Below are 19,332 nucleotides of genomic sequence, written 5' to 3' on the forward strand. Positions count from 1 at the left end.
GGGCGGTCAAGCGCGGGCCAGCCGGTCGTAGAGGGCGCCCAGGTCTGCGGCGACCCGGGCGATGTCGTAGTGGCCGACCGCCGGGGGGTGCGGCAGCGGGTCGGAGTTGTGGTCGTTCAGGTGCCGCAGGTCGCGCAGCGCGGCGGCGTACGCGGCGCCCTCGGACGGGATCCGGCGGGCCTGCGGAGCGGCGCTGGGCGGCAGTTCGTCGAGCGCCGGGCAGGCGCTGTGCCGCACCGGCAGGCCGGCCGCGAGGCCCTCCAGGATGCCGAGGCCGAAGGTCTCCGCGGTGGAGGGGGCGGCCAGCACGTCCAGGGCGGTCAGCAGGTCGGGCACGTCGTCGCGCTCGCCGGTGAGCACCAGCCTTTCCCGGACGCCGAGTTCGGCGGCCCGGTGCTCCAGCGCGGCGCGCTCCGGGCCCGCGCCGACCAGCACCAGCCGGGCGGCCGGGTCGAGAGCGGCGAGGGCCTCCAGCAGCACCTCGAAGCGCTTGCCGGGGACCAGCCGGCCGACTCCGCCGACCGCCCAGCTCCCCTCCGGAAGGCCGAGTTCGGCCCGCAGCCGGCGGCGGGTGGCGGCCCGGTCTGCGGCCGGGCGGCGGTAGCGGGCGGTGTCGATGCCGTTGGGGATCAGTTCGACCCGGGCCGGTGGGACGCCCCAGGAGTGCAGCGTCTGGGCGACCTGCCGGGAGACCGCGACGGTGGTGCTGCCGAGTCGCTCGGCCGCCAGGTAGAGGCCCTTGACGCCGCGGGTGACCGGGCGGCCCTCGATCACCCCGGCGTGCAGCGAGTGCTCGGTGGAGACCACCGCGCGGACCCCGGCGAGCCGGGCCGCCAGCCGGCCGTACAGCTGCGCCCGGTACAGGTGGGTGTGCACCAGGTCGTAGCGGCCGGAGCGGACCAGCCGGACCAGCCGGGGCAGCGCGCCCAGGTCGCGGTTGCCGCGCATGCCGAGGTGGTGGACGGTCACCCCGTCGGCGCGCAGCGCGGCGGCGACCGTGCCGGGGTTGGTCAGTGCGACCACCTCGCACTGCTGGTGTGCGGGCAAGTGCCTCAGCAGCAGGTGGAGTTGGCGCTCGGCGCCGCCCGAGGCGAGGCCGGTGACGATGTGCAGGACCCTCACGGCCGGGCCCCCCGCCGGGCGGCCAGGGGGCTTCGGCGCAGCTCGGTGACGGCGTCGCGCAGCCGCTGCCGGCCGCGTTTGGCGCGCAGCCGCCAGGCGCCGTCGCGGTCGCCGACGTAGCAGCGGGGCAGCGCGAAGCGGCCGGTGAGCGGGGAGTGCGCGATGGCGCAGGCGTAGTCGTAGCCGGCGTCGCGCACGGCCTCGGTGGCGGGCAGGTCGACGGCGCCGTACGGGTAGCAGAAGCCGGTGACCGGGCCGCCGACCACCTCCTCCAGGAGGCGCCGACTCTCCCGGGTCTGCACCGCCAGGACATCGGCCGGCAGGCCGGGCAGCGCCTGGTGGCCGAGGCCGTGCGAGCCGATCTCCCAGCCGGCGGAGGCGAGTTCGGTGACCTCCTGGACGGTGAGCAGCTGCTTGCGCGGCCCCTTCGTGTCCCAGCCGTTGTCCCGGCCGAGCAGGTCGGCGACCACGTACGCGGTGGCGGTGAAGCCGTACGCCTGGAGGATCGGCACGGCGTGGCGCGCGAAGTCCGCGTAGCCGTCGTCGAAGCTCAGCCCGACCAGTCCGTCGTCCCGGCCGACGGCCCGGGCCCGCATCAGCTCGCGCACGGAGACGCCGCGCCGCCCGCGCCGGTGCAACCAGGCGACCTGCTCGGCGAACCGCTCGGGGCTGACGGTCAGCTGGTACGGGTCCTCCTTCTCGACCGCCACCGAGTGGTACATCAGGATCCACGGCGAGGAGGGACCGGGGCCGGACGGTTCGCCGAGCGGGCGGTGGCTCCTGGGCAGCTGCGCCTCCGGCCCGGCGGGGTCGGTGTACGGGAGGTCGCCGCGTGGTGCGGCTGCGGCCGGTACGGCCTGGCGGCGGACGCCCGCCTGGGCCGAACGGACGGTTCCCCGTTCATTGTCCATGGGGAAGCTTCCCTTCATCGGCGACGGTTGGCGGGTTCAGGGCCCGGGCCACGGCGAGGACCGGACCGCGCACCTCACGCGCGCCGAGGCCGGTGCCGAGGACGGCGAAGGCCAGCGCCACGGTGAGGCCCCCGAGGAGGGTGGAGAGCAGGGGGCCGGCGGCCAGCCCGGCGACGGCGGCGCCGAGGGCGGTGGCGCCGCCGGCGGCGGCCACCAGCCGGGCGTGGCCGCCGAGCACCCGGCGCAGCCGCAGCGGGATGCCGCGCAGCACCAGGCCGTGCAGCAGCAGTGCGGCGGTGGCGGTGATGCCGGCCGCGTTCCCGGCGGCGAGCCCGAGGGCGCCGAAGCGGGGGGTGGCGAGCAGGCTGACCACGACGGTGACGCCGAGGCCGAGCAGCATCGCGGCGACCGGGAACCAGTCCAGCAGCCGACGGCCGCCGTCCTCGGTGCCCGGATCGTCGGCCCGGCGGACCACCGGGCGCAGCGAGAAGTACGGGCGGATCATCACGCCGATCAGCGCCTGGGCGGGCAGGCCGAAACTGTAGACCCGGATGACGGCGGCGGTGGCGGCGGTGTCCTGCGGGCCGAAGGCGCCGCGCTGGAAGAGCAGCGAGACCACCGAGGGGGCGCAGGCCATCAGGAAGGCGGTGCCGCCCAGGACGACCGCCGCGGCCTGGCCGAGGTCCTTCTCGACCCGGTCCCGGGCGGCGGCGAGGTCCCCGGCCGCCAGCGCCCGGGCGACCAGCGGGAAGGTGACGGTGCAGATCAGGATGCCGGCCGTCATGGCCAGTTGGGAGACCTTGGCGGCGTAGTTGAGGTGCGAGATGGTACCGGGCGGCAGCGCCGAGCCGAGGTAGCGCTCGACGAAGACCTGCGACTGGCGGGTCAGGGTGAACGCGGCCACCGGCAGCAGGGCGAACGGCATCAGCACCAGCGCCTTGCGGGAGCGGCGGGCACGGCCCGCGCCGGGGTGCGATCCCGGGCCCGCGCCCTGGCGCAGCCGGCGCAGGAACGGGGCGACCAGCAGCCCGGCCATCAGCAGGCTGCCGAGCGCGACGCCCAGGGCGGCGGAGCGCACGCCCAGGAAGGACTGGCAGCCGAGCAGCACGGCGAGGATGCCGACGTTGTAGGCGACGTAGATGCCGGCCGGCGCGGTGAAGCGGTGGTGGGCGCGCAGCGCGGCGGCGAGGTAGCCGGCCACGCCGAACGGCAGCACGGTGATCGCGGTGATCCGGGTGCAGGTGACGGCGAGGCCGGGGTTGGCCAGGCCGGGGGCGAGCAGCTCGACCAGCTGCGGGGCGCCGAGGGCGGCGACCAGCGCGAGCCCGCTGAGCGCGAGCAGCAGCCAGGGAAGGGTGGCACGGACCAGTTGGCGGACCGGGTCGGGGGCGTCCGGATCCTCCTCGCGCAGCACCAGGGCGAGCGCGAAGGCGGGCACCATGAGGAAGGACATGGCGTCCTCGATCAGCAGCGGCGCGGCCGTCTCCGGGACGGTCCAGGCGACCAGGAAGGCGTCGGTGCCCTGGTTGGCGCCGAAGTAGCGGGCCAGCAGGAGGTCGCGCAGCAGGCCGAGGCCGGATCCGGCGGCGCTGAGGACGGCGGTGATGCCGAAGGCCTTGGCGAGGAAGCCGCGCCGGGGGGCCGGGTCGGGCCCGGACGGCGGGCCGTCGGCGGCGCCGCGCGGGGCGGGCACGGCGGAGGCGAGGGCCGGCTGGTCGGTGGTCATCGCGGGTCGGCCTCCGCGACGCAGGCCCGGGCCGCGAGGCCGAGGACGACGGAGGTCAGCACGGTGGTGGTGCCACCGATGTCCGCGTACAGGAAGTCGACCAGCACCCAGGTGAGCAGGGCCAGGGCGGCGAGGGCCGGGCCGCGGGAGTGGCGCAGGCAGCCGAGCAGCAGGCCGAGGAAGAGCGCGGCGTAGGCGACGATGCCGATCAGACCCTGCTCGCTGAGCACCAGGAAGTACATGTTGTGCGGGGAGAGCAGCGGTTCGCGCTGGAAGCCGATGGTGGGGTCGGCGGCGTCGCTGCCGGAGGAGAGCCGCAGCGGGGCGTGGCTGTCGCGCAGTTGCTGGAAGGCCTTGGGGCCGGCGCCGTGGACGGGGTGGTCCTGCCAGATCCGCCCGGCGGTGGACCACAGGTCGTAGCGGTCGGAGACGGACTGGTCGGGGGCGGCGGAGACGGAGCCGATCGAGCTGAGCCGCTCGGTGACGCCGGAGGCGCCGAGGCCGAGGCCGCCGACCAGGACGACCGCGGCGGCCAGGCCGAGGACGGCGCCGCGGACGGCGAGCCGGGCGTCGGCGCGCAGCAGCAGCACGGTGGCCGCGGCGGCGGTGGCGATCCAGCTGCCGCGGCTGAACGAGACGGCGAGCGGGAAGGCCAGGAAGGCGGCGGCCGCGAACATGGCGCGGCGCAGCCGGACGTCGCCGCCGGGGCGGCGCTCGGCGAGCGCCAGGGCCAGGGCGGCGAGCAGGCCGTAGCTGACGACCGTGGACATCGCCATGATGTCGAGGGCGCCGAAGGTGCCGACGGCCCGGATCGGCTGGCCGGTGTAGGAGGCGCCGGTCCGGGTGAGGTACTGGTGCGCGCCGACCACGCCCTGGATCAGCGCGGCGAGCACGAAGGAGCCGAGGACCAGCCGCTGGTCGACGCGGTCGCGCAGCGAGCAGAGCACCCCGGCCGGCACCAGGACGAACACCTGGGTGAGCCGGACGAAGCCGGTGAGGCTGGTGGCCGGGTCGATCGAGCCGACGGTGGCGACGGCGGCGGCGACCACGATGCCGCCGAACAGCACGCAGGTGGCGCGGCTGACGGCGGGCAGCCGCCCGCGCAGCAGGTTGAGCGCGGTGAGGGCGACCAGGGCCAGCGAGGCCACGTCGGCGGCGGTGACGTGGACGGCGGCGGCGACGTCCTTCTCGCCGGTGGGCACGCAGACCAGCAGGACGGTCGCCGCGGCGAGCGGGCTGGGCCGGTCCGCGAGCGCGGGCAGCGCCTTGCGTAACGCGAGCCGCGGGACGGCGGGAAGGGTCAGGGCCACGCGGGTCAGCTCCCGTCCGGGTGGAGCATCAGGACCGCGGTGCGGCACAGGATCTTGACGTCCTGCCAGAGGCTCCAGCTCTCGATGTAGCGGTTGTCGAACCGGGCCCGGTCCTCGATCGAGGTGTCCCCGCGCAGGCCGTTGACCTGGGCGAGACCGGTCAGGCCGACCGGGACGCGGTGGCGGTCGGCGTACTCGGGGTAGGCCTGGCCGAACCGCATGACGAAGTAGGGGCGTTCCGGGCGCGGGCCGACCAGGCTCATGTCTCCGCACAGCACGTTCCACAGCTGCGGCAGCTCGTCCAGCGAGCTGCGGCGCAGCAGCCGGCCGACGGCGCCCATCCGGTGGTCCTGGGAGATGTTCCAGCGGGTCGCCGACTCGTGTTCGTTGCTCGGGCGCAGGGTGCGGAACTTGAGGACGGTGAAGACCTTGCCGTCGAGCCCGGTGCGCTGCTGGCGGAAGAGCACGCCGGGGCCGGTGTCGAAGCGGACGGCCAGCGCGCAGAGCACCAGGACGGGGGCGAGCAGCAGCAGGCCGAGCCCGGCGGCGGTGACGTCCAGGGCGCGCTTGGCGGCCCAGCCGGGGCGGCGCATCGCCGGGCTGCCGACCCGCAGGCAGGGGAAGCCCCACAGGTGGTCGGCTCCGGCCAGCGGGCCGGCGGGCAGCGAGCCGTGCTCGCGCAGCGCGGGCACCAGCCAGACCTGGCAGCCGAGCCGGGCGGCGTCGCGCAGGGCGGCGGCGGTCTCGGCCTCGTCGGCGGCGCCGGCGGTGGCGACCACGTGGTGGATCCGGTGCCGGCGGACCTCGCGCTCCAGCACCTCGCGGCCGCCGAGGACGGGCAGGTCGGTGTCGCCGGCGAGCAGCGGCGGGTCGGCGTCGAGGAAGCCGACCGGGCGCATCCCGTACTCGCCGCGCTCGCTGAGGGCGGCGGCGACCCGGCGGCCGAGCCGGCCGGCGCCGAGCACCAGGACGGGGTTGGGGCGGCTGCGGCGGATCCGCCGGACCAGGTGGTAGAGCACGGCGCGGCCGACGGCTGCGATCAGCAGCTGGACGCCGAGCAGGACGGTGAGCCGGGCCGGGGTGGCCGGGCCGCAGTCGGGCCAGCGGCCGTCCAGACAGCCGGCCAGGGTGACAGCGAAGGCGGTGGCGACGACGGCCCGGACGGCCAGCGCGGGCAGTTCGTCCAGGACGGAGAGGGTGAGCCGGGTGCGGTAGAGGCCGCCGACCAGGTTGAGCACGAGCAGCAGGGGCAGGACGGCGGCAGCACCGAGCAGCGGCGCGAGCGGGACGGCCGGGTCGACGGCCCGGTTGGCGAGGCCGGTGGCGGTGCACAGCGCGATCGCGTCGACCTGGACCAGCGCGAGCGGCAGGGCGAGCCGGGATCGGACCGCCCCGCGGTGCCGGCGGGGCGGCGGCACCGTCCGGGTCTGGGCGGATCCGGCCGGGCGGTCGAGCAGCCCGGTGCCGGGCCGCCGCGGGCCGGACAGGGACCGACCGGATCGCGGCACGCTGTCGTGGTCAATAGTCATCAGCGCACGAACTCCCCTGCTGTGTGCCCGGGGTGACGGCGCCCCGGCACCGGATGGCGCGGAGCGGCCGTCCCGGCCCGGTGGGCGCGGTCCTGACAGCACCTGCTACCGCTGGCGGCTTTCGGTCCTCTCGCACCGGGCCCGGCCGCGCGGGGCGCGACCATGAAGGGCTCAGTCGCGAATTCCCGGCGTGAAATCGAAACGAAGCAGGCGAAATCCGACAATACATAACCTGGCTGCGTAGGCTGGAAGTTGACTTGCCGTTTCATTCCAGCCGCCCATTAATAGGTATTTCGGATTTGACGCCTCGTCCCTATCCGGTTGAGGGTGCGAATACGACGGCGCCGGATCGGCGGGCATTCACGGCATGTGAAACGATCAGATCCGCTCTGGGACACGGGCCCGGCGCCGCCCGGCCGCCGGACCGGCACCCAGCAGATGGCGGTACAGCGCGTCCACCTGTTCGACCACCGTGCGGACGTCGTGCCGGGCGACCACGTGATCGCGCAGCCTCGCCCCGCGTCGCTCACACTCGATCGAATCGGACAGCGCTTCCGCCATTCGGGTGGCGAGCGCGGTCACGTCCTCGGGCGGCACCACCGCCCGCCCCCGCTCGGCCTGGGGCAGGCACTCCCGGGCGCCCGGCACGTCGGTCAGCAGCACCGGACGGGCCACCGCCATCGCCTCCAGCGGGGCCAGCGCCATGCCCTCCCAGCGCGAGGGCAGCACCACCAGGTCGGCCGCCGCCAGCCACGGCCTCGGGTCCGGCACGTCCCCGACCAGCCGGACCCGGGACGGCTCGGCCGACTCCCGGACCAGGTCCGCCAGCCGGTTCTCCTCGGGGCCGCCGCCGACCAGCGCCAGCCGGGCCTGCGGCACCGCCCGCAGCACCTCCGGCCAGGCCGCCAGCAGCACGTCCTGGCCCTTCTGGCGGCACAGCCGGCCGACGCAGACCGCGAGCGGGGCGTCCAGGTCCAGGCCCAGCGCGATCCGGGCCGCCCGGCGGTCGGCGGGTGCGTAGTGGCGCACGTCCACGCCGTTGGGCACCACCGCCCAGTCCGCGCTCACCCCGGCGGCGACGCCGTCGGCCCGCTCCTGGACGCTGACGCAGAGCAGGCGGTGCGCCCAGCGGCCGGCGAAGCGCTCCCAGTGCAGGGTGGCGGTGGCCAGCGGGCCCTCGACGGCGGCGAAGGACCAGGCGTGCGGCTGGAAGACGGTCGGCACCGCGCCGCGCACCGCCAGCCGGCCGGCCAGCCCGGCCTTGGCGCTGTGCAGGTGGACCACGTCGGGCGCGGCCGCCCGGACGATCCGGCGCAGCCGCCACGCCTCGGCGGCGGTGCCCGGGCCCGGCGAGCGCCCGGCGGGCCAGTCATGGACCAGCGCGCCCACGGCGGCGGCTTCCTCGGCCAGCCGGCCGCCGCCCGGGCAGGCGACCAGCACCCGGTGACCGGCCTCGCGCTGCCCCCGGACCAGATCGGCGACGACGCGGGCGACTCCGCCGTCCACGGGCTGTGAAATGTGAAGGATCGTCATATGCACGGCGGCGAGCCTAGGGTGGCTCCCCCGTGCCGGGCGGCCCTCGTCACCCGGAGGTGGCGGGCCGTCCACCCGTACGGCTTTCCGCTCGTACGGGTGGGCGGGCCGCTCGAATTCCCGGGCGAATTTCCGTGGGAAAGACGAACTCGACGAACTCGGCGGACTCAGCGAGCTCGCGAACTCAGCGAGCTCGCGAACTCAGCGGACCTCGGCGGCCAGGTTGGCCAGCACCTGGTCGTGGATCCGGTTCAGGCCCTTCGGGGCGAAGGTGCGCTCGAAGAAGCCGCCGATGCCGCTCGCGCCCTGCCAGGTGGCCGAGACGACGACCTTCGACCGGCCCTCACCGGCCGCCGAGACGGTCCAGGTGATCACCATGCTGGAGTTGGCGTCCTTCTCCACCAGTTGGTCGGGCGAGGGCGCCGAGACGGTGAACAGGCAGTCCCGCACGCGCTTCTCGGTGGCCTGGAGCTTCCAGTGCACCTGGGTGCCGGCGCCGGTGCCGCCGACCCGGACCTCGTACTCGCTGTACTGCGGGGGCAGCAGCTTCGGACGGGTCACCCGGTAGTCGGCCAGCGCCTCGTACACCCGCTCGGGGGCGGCGTCGTAGTCCCGCTCGGTGGTGGCCTGCACCTGTCCCATGACCTTGCTCTCCTCGTCCGGTGGTCTTCCGATTCTCACCGGCAAGCCAATCACAGCACCGGGGGCGGAGGCCGACCGGACGGCCCGCCGCGGTGGCGGGGCGGCGGGATAGGGTGGCCGGTGTGCTCGATCTGGTGACAGCAGTGCGCTACGTCGACCCGCTGCGGTCCGGCGGCTCCGTCCCCGGTGTGGTGGAGACCGACGACCTGGGAACCTACGTGGTCAAGTTCACCGGCGCCGCGCAGGGCCGCAAGGCGCTGGTCGCGGAGGTGATCGTCGGCGAGCTGGCCCGGCGGCTCGGCCTGCGCGTCCCCGAGCTGCGGCTGGTGGACTTCGATCCGGCCGTCGCCGCGGACGAGCCCGACACCGAGATCCAGGACATGCTCAAGGCCAGCGGCGGTCTCAACCTCGGGATGGACCTGCTGCCCGGCGCGCGGGACTACCGGCCGGGCATGATCCCGGTGGACTCCGCCGAGGCCGGGCGGGTGGTCTGGCTGGACGCCCTCACCGGCAACGTCGACCGCACCGTCCACAACCCCAACCTGGTGGTCTGGCACGGACGGCTCTGGCTGATCGACAACGGCGCCGCGCTGATCTTCCACCACCGCTGGACCACCGCCGAGGCGGCGGTCGGCAGGCGATACGACCTCAGCGCGCACGCGCTGGGCGGCTCGGCCCCGGACGTCCGGCTGGCCGACGAGGAACTCGGCCCGCTGGTCACCGTCGGCCTGCTGGAGGAGGTGCTGGCGCTCGTCCCGGACGAGTGGCTGGCCGACGAGCCCGGCTTCGACTCGGCGGCCGCCGTCCGGCACGCCTACGTGACCCACCTGGCCGCCCGGGTGGTGCTCTCCGCGCAGTGGCTCCCGGAGGGCTTCGCCACCCCCGAGCAGCTGCACGAGGCCGAACGCCGCCGGGAGGCCCGGACCCGGGCCGGCCGGCCCGCCTGGCTCCAGGAAGTCCCGGACCTGCACGGCAAGCCGTCGGTGGAGACCGGCTGGGGCCAGCACGTCGAGTGAGCGGGCCGGGGCTCGCCCGGAGAGGTCGGCCGGGCGGGCCCGGGCAGGAAACGACCGGGGAGCGGACCCGGATGGGCCCGCTCCCCGGCTCAGTCTTCAGGTGTCGCCGTGGTCAGCGCGTCAGCGCCACCACTGGACCGCCTTCTCGGCGTTGATGATGCCCGCGCCGTAGAAGCCGTTGTCGTCCGCGCCGCCCTCGCAGGTGGCCTTGTACGCGCCGGTGCCGCCCGGGTTGTACTCGCCGGTCGGGCAGGGGTGCGACTCCGCCTGGTTGGTGAGCAGCTCGGTCAGCTCGTCCGGGTTGGCCCACGGGAAGGTGCTGGCGAGCAGCGCGACCACGCCGACGACGTGCGGGGTGGCCATCGAGGTGCCCTGCATGTAGCCGTACTTGTTGCCCGGGATGGTGGAGAGGATCCGGCCGTTCTTGTCCGGGGTGTCCGGGATCTGGTAGCGGGCGTCGCCACCCGGCGCGGCGACGGTCACGACGCCCTTGCCGTAGCTGGAGTAGTACGCCTTGTCGCCCTTGACGCCCACCGAGGAGACGGCGATGACGCCGGGCAGCTCGGTCGGCAGCGACAGGCAGTCGTTGGTGACCGGACGGGTCACCTTGGTGGTGTCGTCCGGGCTGGCGACGTCAACGGTCTTGTGCGCCAGGTCGATGTTCTCGTTGCCCGCCGCGGCGACGTTGAGGACGCCCTTGCGCTGCGAGAACGAGACCGCCTTGCGGACGGCGGCGCTGATCGCGGCCTGGTCCTTGTCGTTCGGGCAGTTGAACATCCACGGGTCGACGTAGTAGCTGTTGTTGGTCACCTTGAACTGGTGCTCACCGGCCCACACGAAGCCGCAGATCGCGTACTCCGGGTAGATGAACCCGCCGTCGTCGACGACCTTGACCGCGGCCAGCTTCACGTTCGGGGCGATGCCGACGACGCCCTTGCCGTTCTTGGCGGCGCCGATCGTGCCGGCCACGTGGGTGCCGTGGTCGCTGGTGGTGGGCTGCCAGGACTTCCAGTCGGTGTTCGGCTTGCCGCCGTCGATGCAGGAGACCGACTGCGAGGCGTCCACGTTGGCGGCCAGGTCCTCGTGCGTCGCGTCGATGCCGGAGTCCAGCACACCGACGGTGACGTTGCGGTTGCCGAGCGAGAGCTTGTGCGCCTTGTCGACACCGATCTGGCGCATGTCCCACTGGTTGGCCTCGTACGGCTCCTGACCGGCGGCGGGCGCGCCGGCGGGCTCGGCGGCGACCTCGGCCTTGGCCTGGTCGGCGGCGGTGATGCCCTTGGTGCGGCTGGCACCGACGGAGTCGACGCCCTTGGCCTGACGCAGCTTCTGCGCGAACGCGGTGTCGTCCGAGCGGGCGATGACGACGCCGATCTGCTCGTACGAGTACACCACCGAGCCGCCGAGGGCGGTGATCGCCTTCTCGACCTTCTGCACCTGGCCGTGGTTGGCCTTGGTGTTGACGACGTAGCTGAGCAGCGGACCGGTCGTCGAGCCCGCCGAAGGGGCCGCGACGGCGGTGCCGGCCGGGAGCGCGAGGGCGCCGGCGGTGGCGAGCACGAGGCCCACCGCCGCGAACCGGGTCCGGCTGATCCGAGGAACTCTCATAGGGGTTGGCCCTCCCGAGTCGTCATGCGGCAGCTGCGGTGTGGCAGGTGCGCCTGGAATGATCGGGACGCTAATGAATATTCGCTGATAAGCGCAAGAGGTAGTCATCTAATCGTCACATGTTGGCCAACATCGGAAGCGAGGAGTCCGGAGGCCCAACACGTCAACAGAGTTGAAGAGTGTTAAAAAGTGACGGTTCGCCGACGTGCTACGGTGCGCCGGGCAGTGAGTACAGCGCGCGGGCGTTGTCCGCGGCGACCAGCCGGGCCAGCCGCCGCGCGTCCGCCGCCGAACAGGCTCCACCCGCCTGCCAGTCGGCCAGCACCGCCCCCAGTCCGTACCGGAACTGGGCGGCGCCCACCAGGTACAACTCGGGCAGCCCGTACGCGTCGGTGGAGAACAACAGCTTGCCGAACGGCGCCAGTTCCAGCATCTCGCCCAGCACCGCCGCCACCCGCGGGCCGGTGTAGGAGGCGGTCAACCCGAGGTCGGTGTACACCGTCGGGAAGGCCTGGGCCAGCCACCCGGCCTGGCGGTGGTACGGGTAGCAGTGCAGCAGCACCAGCGGGACGCCGCTCGGCTCGGCCGCGCGCACGAAACCGGTCAGCAGCGACGGATCGGCCCGGTGCAGGGTGAGGTCGGGATCGCCGAAGCCGGTGTGGAGTTGGAGCGGCAGGCCCAGCCCGGCGCAGACGTCCACGGCCGTCCAGAGCAGGTGGTGCAGCAGCGCCGGGTCGGCCAGCCGGCCCCGCCCGCCGCGCAGCCAGGCGCCGGCCGCGGCCACCACGGCCGCCCGCGCGGGCCGTTCGGCGGGGGCGGCCAGGCCGTGCCGGTAGGCGAGCACCGACTTGACCGCGACCGCACCCGCAGCCGCCGCCGCCAGCGCCTCCCCGACGGCCTGCGGCCAGGACTCGGCCGGGCCCGCCACCGCCTCGGCCACCGACTCCAGCCGGACCACCTCGTGCACCACCGCCCCGGCGGCCGCGGCCAGTTCGCCGAGCGGCAGCAGCGGAAGGCCTGCGGCGGTGGTCAGCCCGGTGTCCACCAGGCAGGTGTCCAGCCCGGCGGCGGCCAGCAGCCGGCGGGTGGCCTCGGCGCCGCCCAGCTCGCGCCGCCGGGCCAGGTAGTCGGCGGCCGGGGCGTGCGCGGGCAGGCCGAGGGCGGGCGGGCACCAGCGCCGGACGGCCAGGCCGAGCGCGCTGTCGAAGGGCGAACAGCCGGGCGCGGGCGGCCGGTCGGACTCGGTGAGCAGCCCGGCCAGGGCGTCGTCGGCGAGGTCGGCCGCCACCACGCTGTGGCAGTGGTGGTCGACCAGCGCGGGCACCGCCAGGGCCCCGGCGGGCACCGGTCAGTACCGCCAGCGGGTGGCGGCGACCAGCTGCTCGGGGGTGGCGACGGCGTACTGCTCGCCCTCGGCCCGGCGCACCGCCAGCACCGCCTCGTACAGCGGCCCGCCGAGCGCCTCGCGCAGCACCGCCGACCGCTCGAACGCGGCCAGCGCCTCCGCCGGGCCGGTCGGCAGCCGGGGCACCGCGCCGGGCTCGGCGGCGGCCGGGTCCCCGGTGAACTCCGGCGGCAGCGACAGGTGTCGGTCGAGACCGGCGAGACCGGCGGCGAGCACCGCGCCGACCGCCAGGTACGGATTGGCGCTGGCGTCGAAGCACTTGACCTCGGCGTTGGCGGCGGCGGCCCGCTCCCCCGTGGAGCCCGTCACCAGGCGCAGCGCGGCCTCGCGGTTCTCCAGGCCCCAGCACTGGTAGGCGCCGGCCCAGTGCGAGGGCACCAGCCGCAGGTAGCCGGCCGGGCTGGAGCAGCCCAGCACCAGGAGTTCGGGCAGCGCGCCTAGCACCCCGGCGAGGAAGCCCTCGGCCTCGGCGGTCAGGCCGTGCGGGCCGGGGCCGCCGTGGCCGAGGTTGTGGCCGTCCCGCCAGAGACTCAGGTGCAGGTGCCCGCCGTTGCCGACCGCGCCGGGCTCGACCACGGGGGCGAAGGAGACCCGCAGGCCGTGCCGGGCGGAGACGGCCCGCACGGTGTGCCGGACCAGGACGGAGGTGTCGGCGGCGCCGACCGGGCCCTCGGGGGCCACCGAGACCTCGAACTGGCCCGGGGCGTACTCGGGGTGGATCTGCAGGACGGTCAGCCCCTGCTCGCCGAGGGCGCGCAGGACGTCCCGCAGGTAGTCGGTGAGGTCGGTGAGCCGATGCATCCCGTACGCGGGGCCGTGCGTCGGGTACTGCGGCTCGTCCTGCGGGCCGCCGGCGAGGGCGACCACCCACTCGACCTCGATGCCGGCCCGCAGGGTCAGCCCGCGCTCGGCGGCGGCGGCCTCCATCCGGCGGGCGAACAGCCGCTGGCAGCCGGGGTGCGGGGTGCCGGCCTGGGTGTGCCGGTCCCCCGGGGCCCAGGCCCAGCCGGGCTGGGCGGCCAGCGGGACGACCCGGTCGAGGTCGGGGTAGAGCCGCAGGTCCCCGGTGGGGCCGCCGGCGCTCGGGCTGGTGGTGATGCCGTCGTCGGCGAGGAAGACGTCGAAGCAGGGTGCGGCGCCGACGCCCCACTGCGCGGCGTGCACCAGGGCGCCCAGCGGGACGGCCTTGACCCGGGTGATGCCCGCGTTGTCCACCCAGGTGACGGCCACCGCGTCGACGGCGGCGGTGCGCAGCCGGTCGACGGCGGCCTCGGCCTGTTCGACGCGCGCGGCGCACGGGGGCAGCGTGACGGCGGCGAGGTGCCCACCGAGGCCTCCGGCCGGGCCGGTGGAGCCGGTGGCGGACGCGGCGGGGCCGGCGGCGGTTCCGAGGGTCATGCCCCCATGTTGCCCCGCCCGTCGCGGCCGGGTAACTCCCCTATCGAGTGGTCCCCGTGGACGTCCGTCCGTCCGTTCACCCGTTCGGGCCGCCGCCGGCCCCCGCCCCGCCGTCCCGATGCCTTTTGTGACGCCCGCACCCCTTCCTACTCGCGGGTAGCTTCGCTACAGTGGCCGGACGCACCACCGCCGGGCTACGGGAGCCGCACCGGCGGGGGCCTGCGGTCGCCGTGTCCACGGCGGGCGCGCGGTGCGTCATTCACCGGCCGGCGCCGCGAACCGCGGCGGGCCGGGTCTCCTTCCTCGTATCAGAGCCGCTTCCTTTCACCCCTGAGCGCCTGAGCACCACGGCACACCCCTCAGTTCGGCCGGAGCGGACCGGCCGCCGCGGCGGTGTGCCGGAACCCGTCATCTCCCCAGCCCCGCGCGCGGACCCTCCCCCGGCGGCGGCCGCCCCCGCCGCACGCGCGGGCGCGGCGGCCCGGCCGCCGGAGCGTGCGCGGGCCCTTCAGGACTAGGAGTCAGGACAGATGGAGCGTCCCTTTTCCACGGTCGCCGTCGTCGGCCTCGGCACGATGGGTGCCGGTGTCGCGGTGGCCGTCGCCAGGAGCGGCCGCCGGGTGATCGGCATCGAGGCCACCGAGGACTCGGCCGCCCGGGCGCTGGCCCGGATCGAGGAGGCGACCGCGCACGCGGTCGACCGGGAGCGGATCACCGCCGGGGAGCGCACCGCGCTGCTGGCGCTGATCTCGGTCGGCCACGAGCTGTCGGCCGCCGCCGGGGCCGAGCTGGTGATCGAGGAGGTGCCCGAGCAGCTGGAGCTGAAGCGGGAGCTCTTCGCCGAGCTGGACCGGATCTGCCCGGCGGGGACGGTCCTGGCCACCGGCACCACCGCGCTCTCGGTGACCCGGATCGCCGCCGCGACCGCCCGCCCGGAGCGGGTGCTGGGCCTGCACTTCTTCAACCCGGTGCACAGCATGAAGCTGGTCGAGGTGGTCCGCACGGTGCTGACCTCCCCGCAGGTCGCCGAGGACGCCGCCGCGTTCGCCCGGGACCTCGGCAAGGAGCCGGTGGCGGCCGGCGACCGGGCCGGCTTCGTCGTCAACGGCCTGCTGTTCGCGTACCTGAACCAGGCCGCCGCGATGTACGAGTCCAAGTACGCCTCCCGGGAGGACATCGACGCCGCTATGCGGCTCGGCTGCGGCCTGCCGATGGGCCCGCTGGCGCTGCTCGACCTGATCGGCGTGGACACCGCACGGACCGTCCTGGAGGCGATGTACGAGCAGTCCCGGGACCGCCTGCACGCACCCGCCCCGATCCTCGGCCAGCTGGTCGCGGCCGGGCTGCTGGGCCGCAAGTCCGGCCGCGGCTTCTACACCTACGAGGCGCCCGGCTCGTCCAGGGCCGTCGACGCGGCGGCCGGCCCGGCGCGGGCCGCGGTGGCGGGCCGGGAGGTCCGCACGGTCGGCGTCTGCGGCTCGGGCACCATGGCGACCGGCATCGCCGAGGTCTTCGCCAAGGCCGGCCGCCCGGTGCTGCTGGCCGCCCGCAGCCAGGAGAAGGCCGACCGGGCCAAGGCGCAGCTGGCGAAGTCGCTGGCGCGCGCGGTCGACCGGGGCCGGCTGAGCGCGCAGGCGCGGGACGCCGCGCTGGCGCTGGTCACCCCGGTCGGCCAGTACGCCGAGCTGGCCGAGGTGGACCTGGTGATCGAGGCGGTGGCCGAGGACCTGGCGGTCAAGCGCGAGCTGTTCGCCACCCTGGACAAGATCGTCAGGCCGGGAGCGGTGCTCGCCACCACCACCTCCTCGCTGCCGGTGATCAGCTGCGCGACGGCCACCTCGCGGCCGCAGGACGTGATCGGCATGCACTTCTTCAACCCGGCGCCGGCCATGAAGCTGGTCGAGGTGGTCTCCACCGTGCTGACCGCGCCGGACGTCACCGCGACCGTGCTGGAGCTGACCGCCGAGGTCCGCAAGCACCCGGTGGAGTGCGGCGACCGGGCCGGCTTCATCGTCAACGCGCTGCTCTTCCCCTACCTGAACGACGCGGTGCGGATGCTCCAGGAGCACTACGCGACGGTGGACGACATCGACACCGCGATGAAGCTGGGCTGCGGCTACCCGATGGGCCCGTTCGAGCTGTTGGACGTGGTCGGCCTGGACGTCTCGCTGACCATCGAGCAGGTGCTGCACCAGGAGTTCCGCGAACCGGGCCTGGCCGCCGCGCCACTGCTGGAGCACCTGGTCGCCGCCGGCTGCCTGGGCCGCAAGACCGGCCGCGGCTTCCGCGACCACGCGCGCCGGTGACCACGCCGGCTGCCGGGGGCGCCGCCGCGCGCGAGGCGGCGCCGCCCGGGACCGGGTCGGGCCCGGCCAGACCGGGCTGGAGCCCGGGGACGGTGTCCGCGCGCTGGCCCAGACCGGCCGTCACCGGCCCGGTCGCACCGGTCCGTCGGGGAAGGGCCGCGGCCGAACCGCCGGGGCCGTGTAGCGTTCCGGACATGGATCGGGTTCAGTCAGCCACCCCGCAGCACTCCGCCGGACCGCGCGGCGCCGACCGGACGGCCTCCTCCACCGGGGGCACCGGGCCGGAAGGGGGGCCGGGCAGCCGCCGGGCGGCGGCGCAGCGCCAGCAGATGCGTCAGGACCTGGCCACGGCCGCGATGGAGCTGTTCTCCTCTCAGGGCTACGAGGAGACCACGGTCGACCAGATCGCGGCCGCCGCCGGGGTCGCCCGGCGGACCTTCTTCCGGTACTTCCGGTCGAAGGAGGAGGCGATCTTCCCGGACCACGACGACACCCTCGTCCGGGTGGCCGACCTGCTGGCCAGCGCCGAGCCGGAGGAGCACCCGCTGGACGTGGTCTGCCGCGGCATCAAGGAGGTGCTGCGGATGTACGCCTCGACGCCGGGGGTGTCGGTCGCGCGGTACCAGCTGATCCGTCAGGTCCCGGCGCTGCGCGAGCGGGAGATCGCCGTGGTGGCCCGGTACGAGCGGCTGTTCACCCGGTACCTGCTGGGCCGCTTCGACACCGGGGAGTCCATCCCGTCGGGCTGGCAGCGCGGCGGCGAGGACGACTCGATGCTGGCCGAGGTGTCGGCGGCGGCGGTCGTCGCGGCGCACAACCACGTGCTGCGGCGCTGGCTGCGGGCCGGCGGGCGCGGGGACGTGGAGGCGCAGCTGGACCACTCCTTCGAGGTGATCCGGCGGACCTTCTGGGCCTCCAGCACGCCGGGTGCCAGACGCCGCGGCTCCCTGGTGACACCGGGTGCCAATGGGGCTCCCGGTGACGTGCTGGCCGAGAGCGCACTGAGTGCCAGTCCTGGAGGTGAGGTGCTCATCACAGTCGCCCGGACGGACGCTCCGCTGGACGTGGTGGTGGACAGCATCCGGGCCGCGCTGAGTGGCGCCAGGGAGTCCTGAGCCCATCATCTAGCCAGGTCAGAGCGATATCGAGGGCCCGCGTCGAGCAGTCGATGCGGGCCCTTTCGACATCCGCCGCAGCGCGTTCAGGGGCCGCTCCAGCGCGCCGGAATTCGTGACACCCGGTGTCTTTACGAGTGGCACAGGGTGCCACTACCTTGTTACTCACCAGTCGCGGCGCCGCGGCTCCCCACCTCGGCGCGCCGTCGTCCGGCGTTCCCACACCCCGGGAGCAGTGCGCGTTCGGCCCGGTCCACCCCGGGCGCCCAGCCCGACCACCCACCACCCACCTCAGCGAAGCCGGTGTCCGCTCCCGGCTACCCCAGACGCCCTGTGCCCTCACACAGGTACGCCTTCGGAGGCAGCCATGCAGGAAATCCTCGACGCGATCCTCAGCAACGACGCCACGTCGGAGGACTTCGCCGCCGTCAAGCTTCCCGAGTCCTACCGAGCGGTGACGCTCCACAAGGACGAGGAGCAGCTGTTCGCGGGCCTCGACAGCCGCGACAAGGACCCCCGCAAGTCCCTTCACCTCGACGAGGTCGCCCTGCCCGAGCTGGGCCCCGGCGAGGCGCTGGTCGCCGTCATGGCCAGCGCGGTGAACTACAACACCGTCTGGAGCTCGATCTTCGAGCCGGTCTCCACCTTCTCCTTCCTGGAGCGCTACGGCCGGCTGTCGCCGCTCACCAAGCGCCACGACCTGCCGTACCACGTCCTCGGCTCCGACCTCGCGGGCGTGGTGCTGCGCACCGGCGCCGGCGTCAACGCCTGGAAGCCCGGCGACGAGGTCGTCGCGCACTGCCTCTCCGTCGAGCTGGAGTCCCCGGACGGCCACAACGACACGATGATGGACCCGGAGCAGCGCATCTGGGGCTTCGAGACCAACTTCGGCGGGCTGGCCCAGATCGCCCTGGTGAAGACCAACCAGCTGCTGCCCAAGCCCAAGCACCTCACCTGGGAGGAGGCCGCCTCCCCCGGTCTGGTCAACTCCACCGCGTACCGCCAGCTGGTCTCGCGCAACGGCGCCGGCATGAAGCAGGGCGACAACGTGCTGATCTGGGGAGCCAGCGGCGGCCTCGGCTCGTACGCCACCCAGTACGCGCTGGCCGGCGGCGCCACCCCGATCTGCGTGGTCTCCAACGACCAGAAGGCCGCCATCTGCCGCGCCATGGGCGCCGAGGCGATCATCGACCGCTCCGCCGAGGGCTACCGGTTCTGGAAGGACGAGCACACCCAGGACCCGCGCGAGTGGAAGCGCCTGGGCGCGAAGATCCGCGAGTTCACCGGCGGCGAGGACGTCGACATCGTCTTCGAGCACCCGGGCCGGGAGACCTTCGGCGCCTCGGTGTACGTCACCCGCAAGGGCGGCACCATCGTCACCTGCGCCTCCACCTCCGGCTTCATGCACCAGTACGACAACCGCTACCTGTGGATGTCGCTCAAGCGCATCGTCGGCTCGCACTTCGCCAACTACCGCGAGGCCTTCGAGGCCAACCGCCTGGTCGCCAAGGGCCGGATCCACCCGACCCTGTCCAAGGTCTACTCCCTGGAGGAGACCGGTCAGGCCGCCCTCGACGTGCACCACAACAAGCACCAGGGCAAGGTCGGCGTGCTCTGCCTGGCGCCGGAGGAGGGCCTGGGCGTGCGCGACCACGCGCTGCGCGAGCAGCACCTGCCGGCGATCAACCGCTTCCGGAACGTCTGAGGCCGA

The 19,332-nt window shown here is 74.6% G+C and carries 14 protein-coding genes; 4 read left to right on the forward strand and 10 right to left on the reverse strand.

What is annotated here, in order from left to right; genetic code table 11:
- Nucleotides 1–6 precede the first annotated feature (6 nt).
- From AB0O19_RS07865 to AB0O19_RS07895, 7 genes are all read right to left on the reverse strand, one after another.
- Nucleotides 7–1,122: a glycosyltransferase gene (locus AB0O19_RS07865; protein WP_363618555.1), complete on the reverse strand. Its 1,116-nt coding sequence runs from the start codon at nucleotides 1,120–1,122 to the stop codon at nucleotides 7–9.
- Entirely contained in the window at nucleotides 1,119–2,033 is a 915-nt protein-coding gene (locus AB0O19_RS07870; protein ID WP_363618557.1) for a polysaccharide deacetylase family protein, read from the reverse strand. Before AB0O19_RS07870 ends, AB0O19_RS07865 begins: the two co-directional genes overlap by 4 nt.
- Entirely contained in the window at nucleotides 2,023–3,759 is a 1,737-nt protein-coding gene (locus tag AB0O19_RS07875) for a lipid II flippase MurJ (RefSeq protein WP_363618559.1), read from the reverse strand. The genes AB0O19_RS07870 and AB0O19_RS07875 overlap by 11 nt, the downstream gene beginning before the upstream one ends.
- Nucleotides 3,756–5,069: an O-antigen ligase family protein gene (locus AB0O19_RS07880; protein ID WP_363580613.1), complete on the reverse strand. Its 1,314-nt coding sequence runs from the start codon at nucleotides 5,067–5,069 to the stop codon at nucleotides 3,756–3,758. Before AB0O19_RS07880 ends, AB0O19_RS07875 begins: the two co-directional genes overlap by 4 nt.
- 5 nt (nucleotides 5,070–5,074) lie before the next feature.
- Nucleotides 5,075–6,598: a sugar transferase gene (locus tag AB0O19_RS07885; RefSeq protein ID WP_363618561.1), complete on the reverse strand. Its 1,524-nt coding sequence runs from the start codon at nucleotides 6,596–6,598 to the stop codon at nucleotides 5,075–5,077.
- Nucleotides 6,599–6,976: 378 nt separating this feature from the next.
- Entirely contained in the window at nucleotides 6,977–8,131 is a 1,155-nt protein-coding gene (locus tag AB0O19_RS07890) for a glycosyltransferase (RefSeq protein WP_363618563.1), read from the reverse strand.
- A 201-nt stretch (nucleotides 8,132–8,332) separates the two neighbouring features.
- On the reverse strand, nucleotides 8,333–8,773 hold the full coding sequence (locus AB0O19_RS07895; RefSeq protein ID WP_363580607.1) for an SRPBCC family protein: 441 nt from the start codon (nucleotides 8,771–8,773) through the stop codon (nucleotides 8,333–8,335).
- A 122-nt stretch (nucleotides 8,774–8,895) separates the two neighbouring features.
- Between AB0O19_RS07895 and AB0O19_RS07900 the strand changes: the two genes are divergently transcribed.
- Complete coding sequence (locus AB0O19_RS07900; protein ID WP_363618565.1) at nucleotides 8,896–9,789, forward strand: HipA family kinase; 894 nt, start codon at nucleotides 8,896–8,898, stop codon at nucleotides 9,787–9,789.
- Nucleotides 9,790–9,909: 120 nt separating this feature from the next.
- Here AB0O19_RS07900 and AB0O19_RS07905 read toward each other — a convergent pair whose 3' ends face one another.
- The 3 genes from AB0O19_RS07905 to AB0O19_RS07915 form a co-directional block, all read right to left on the reverse strand.
- Entirely contained in the window at nucleotides 9,910–11,397 is a 1,488-nt protein-coding gene (locus AB0O19_RS07905; protein ID WP_363580603.1) for a S8 family serine peptidase, read from the reverse strand.
- A 208-nt stretch (nucleotides 11,398–11,605) separates the two neighbouring features.
- On the reverse strand, nucleotides 11,606–12,742 hold the full coding sequence (locus tag AB0O19_RS07910) for an amidohydrolase family protein (RefSeq protein WP_363618567.1): 1,137 nt from the start codon (nucleotides 12,740–12,742) through the stop codon (nucleotides 11,606–11,608).
- Nucleotides 12,743–12,745: 3 nt separating this feature from the next.
- On the reverse strand, nucleotides 12,746–14,200 hold the full coding sequence (locus AB0O19_RS07915; protein WP_363618569.1) for a glutamine synthetase family protein: 1,455 nt from the start codon (nucleotides 14,198–14,200) through the stop codon (nucleotides 12,746–12,748).
- A 530-nt stretch (nucleotides 14,201–14,730) separates the two neighbouring features.
- On the opposite strand from AB0O19_RS07915, the gene AB0O19_RS07920 reads away from it, so the two are divergent.
- The 3 genes from AB0O19_RS07920 (at nucleotide 14,731) to ccrA (ending at nucleotide 19,326) form a co-directional block, all read left to right on the forward strand.
- Nucleotides 14,731–16,506: a 3-hydroxybutyryl-CoA dehydrogenase gene (locus tag AB0O19_RS07920; RefSeq protein WP_363618571.1), complete on the forward strand. Its 1,776-nt coding sequence runs from the start codon at nucleotides 14,731–14,733 to the stop codon at nucleotides 16,504–16,506.
- A gap of 194 nt (nucleotides 16,507–16,700) precedes the next feature.
- Nucleotides 16,701–17,621, forward strand: a complete 921-nt coding sequence (locus AB0O19_RS07925; RefSeq protein ID WP_363618573.1) for a TetR family transcriptional regulator — start codon at nucleotides 16,701–16,703, stop codon at nucleotides 17,619–17,621.
- A gap of 367 nt (nucleotides 17,622–17,988) precedes the next feature.
- Complete coding sequence (ccrA, locus tag AB0O19_RS07930) at nucleotides 17,989–19,326, forward strand: crotonyl-CoA carboxylase/reductase (RefSeq protein WP_363618575.1); 1,338 nt, start codon at nucleotides 17,989–17,991, stop codon at nucleotides 19,324–19,326.
- Nucleotides 19,327–19,332 lie beyond the last annotated feature (6 nt).

Source organism: Kitasatospora sp. NPDC091276, from assembly GCF_040684355.1.
Classification (GTDB): Bacteria; Actinomycetota; Actinomycetes; order Streptomycetales; family Streptomycetaceae; genus Kitasatospora.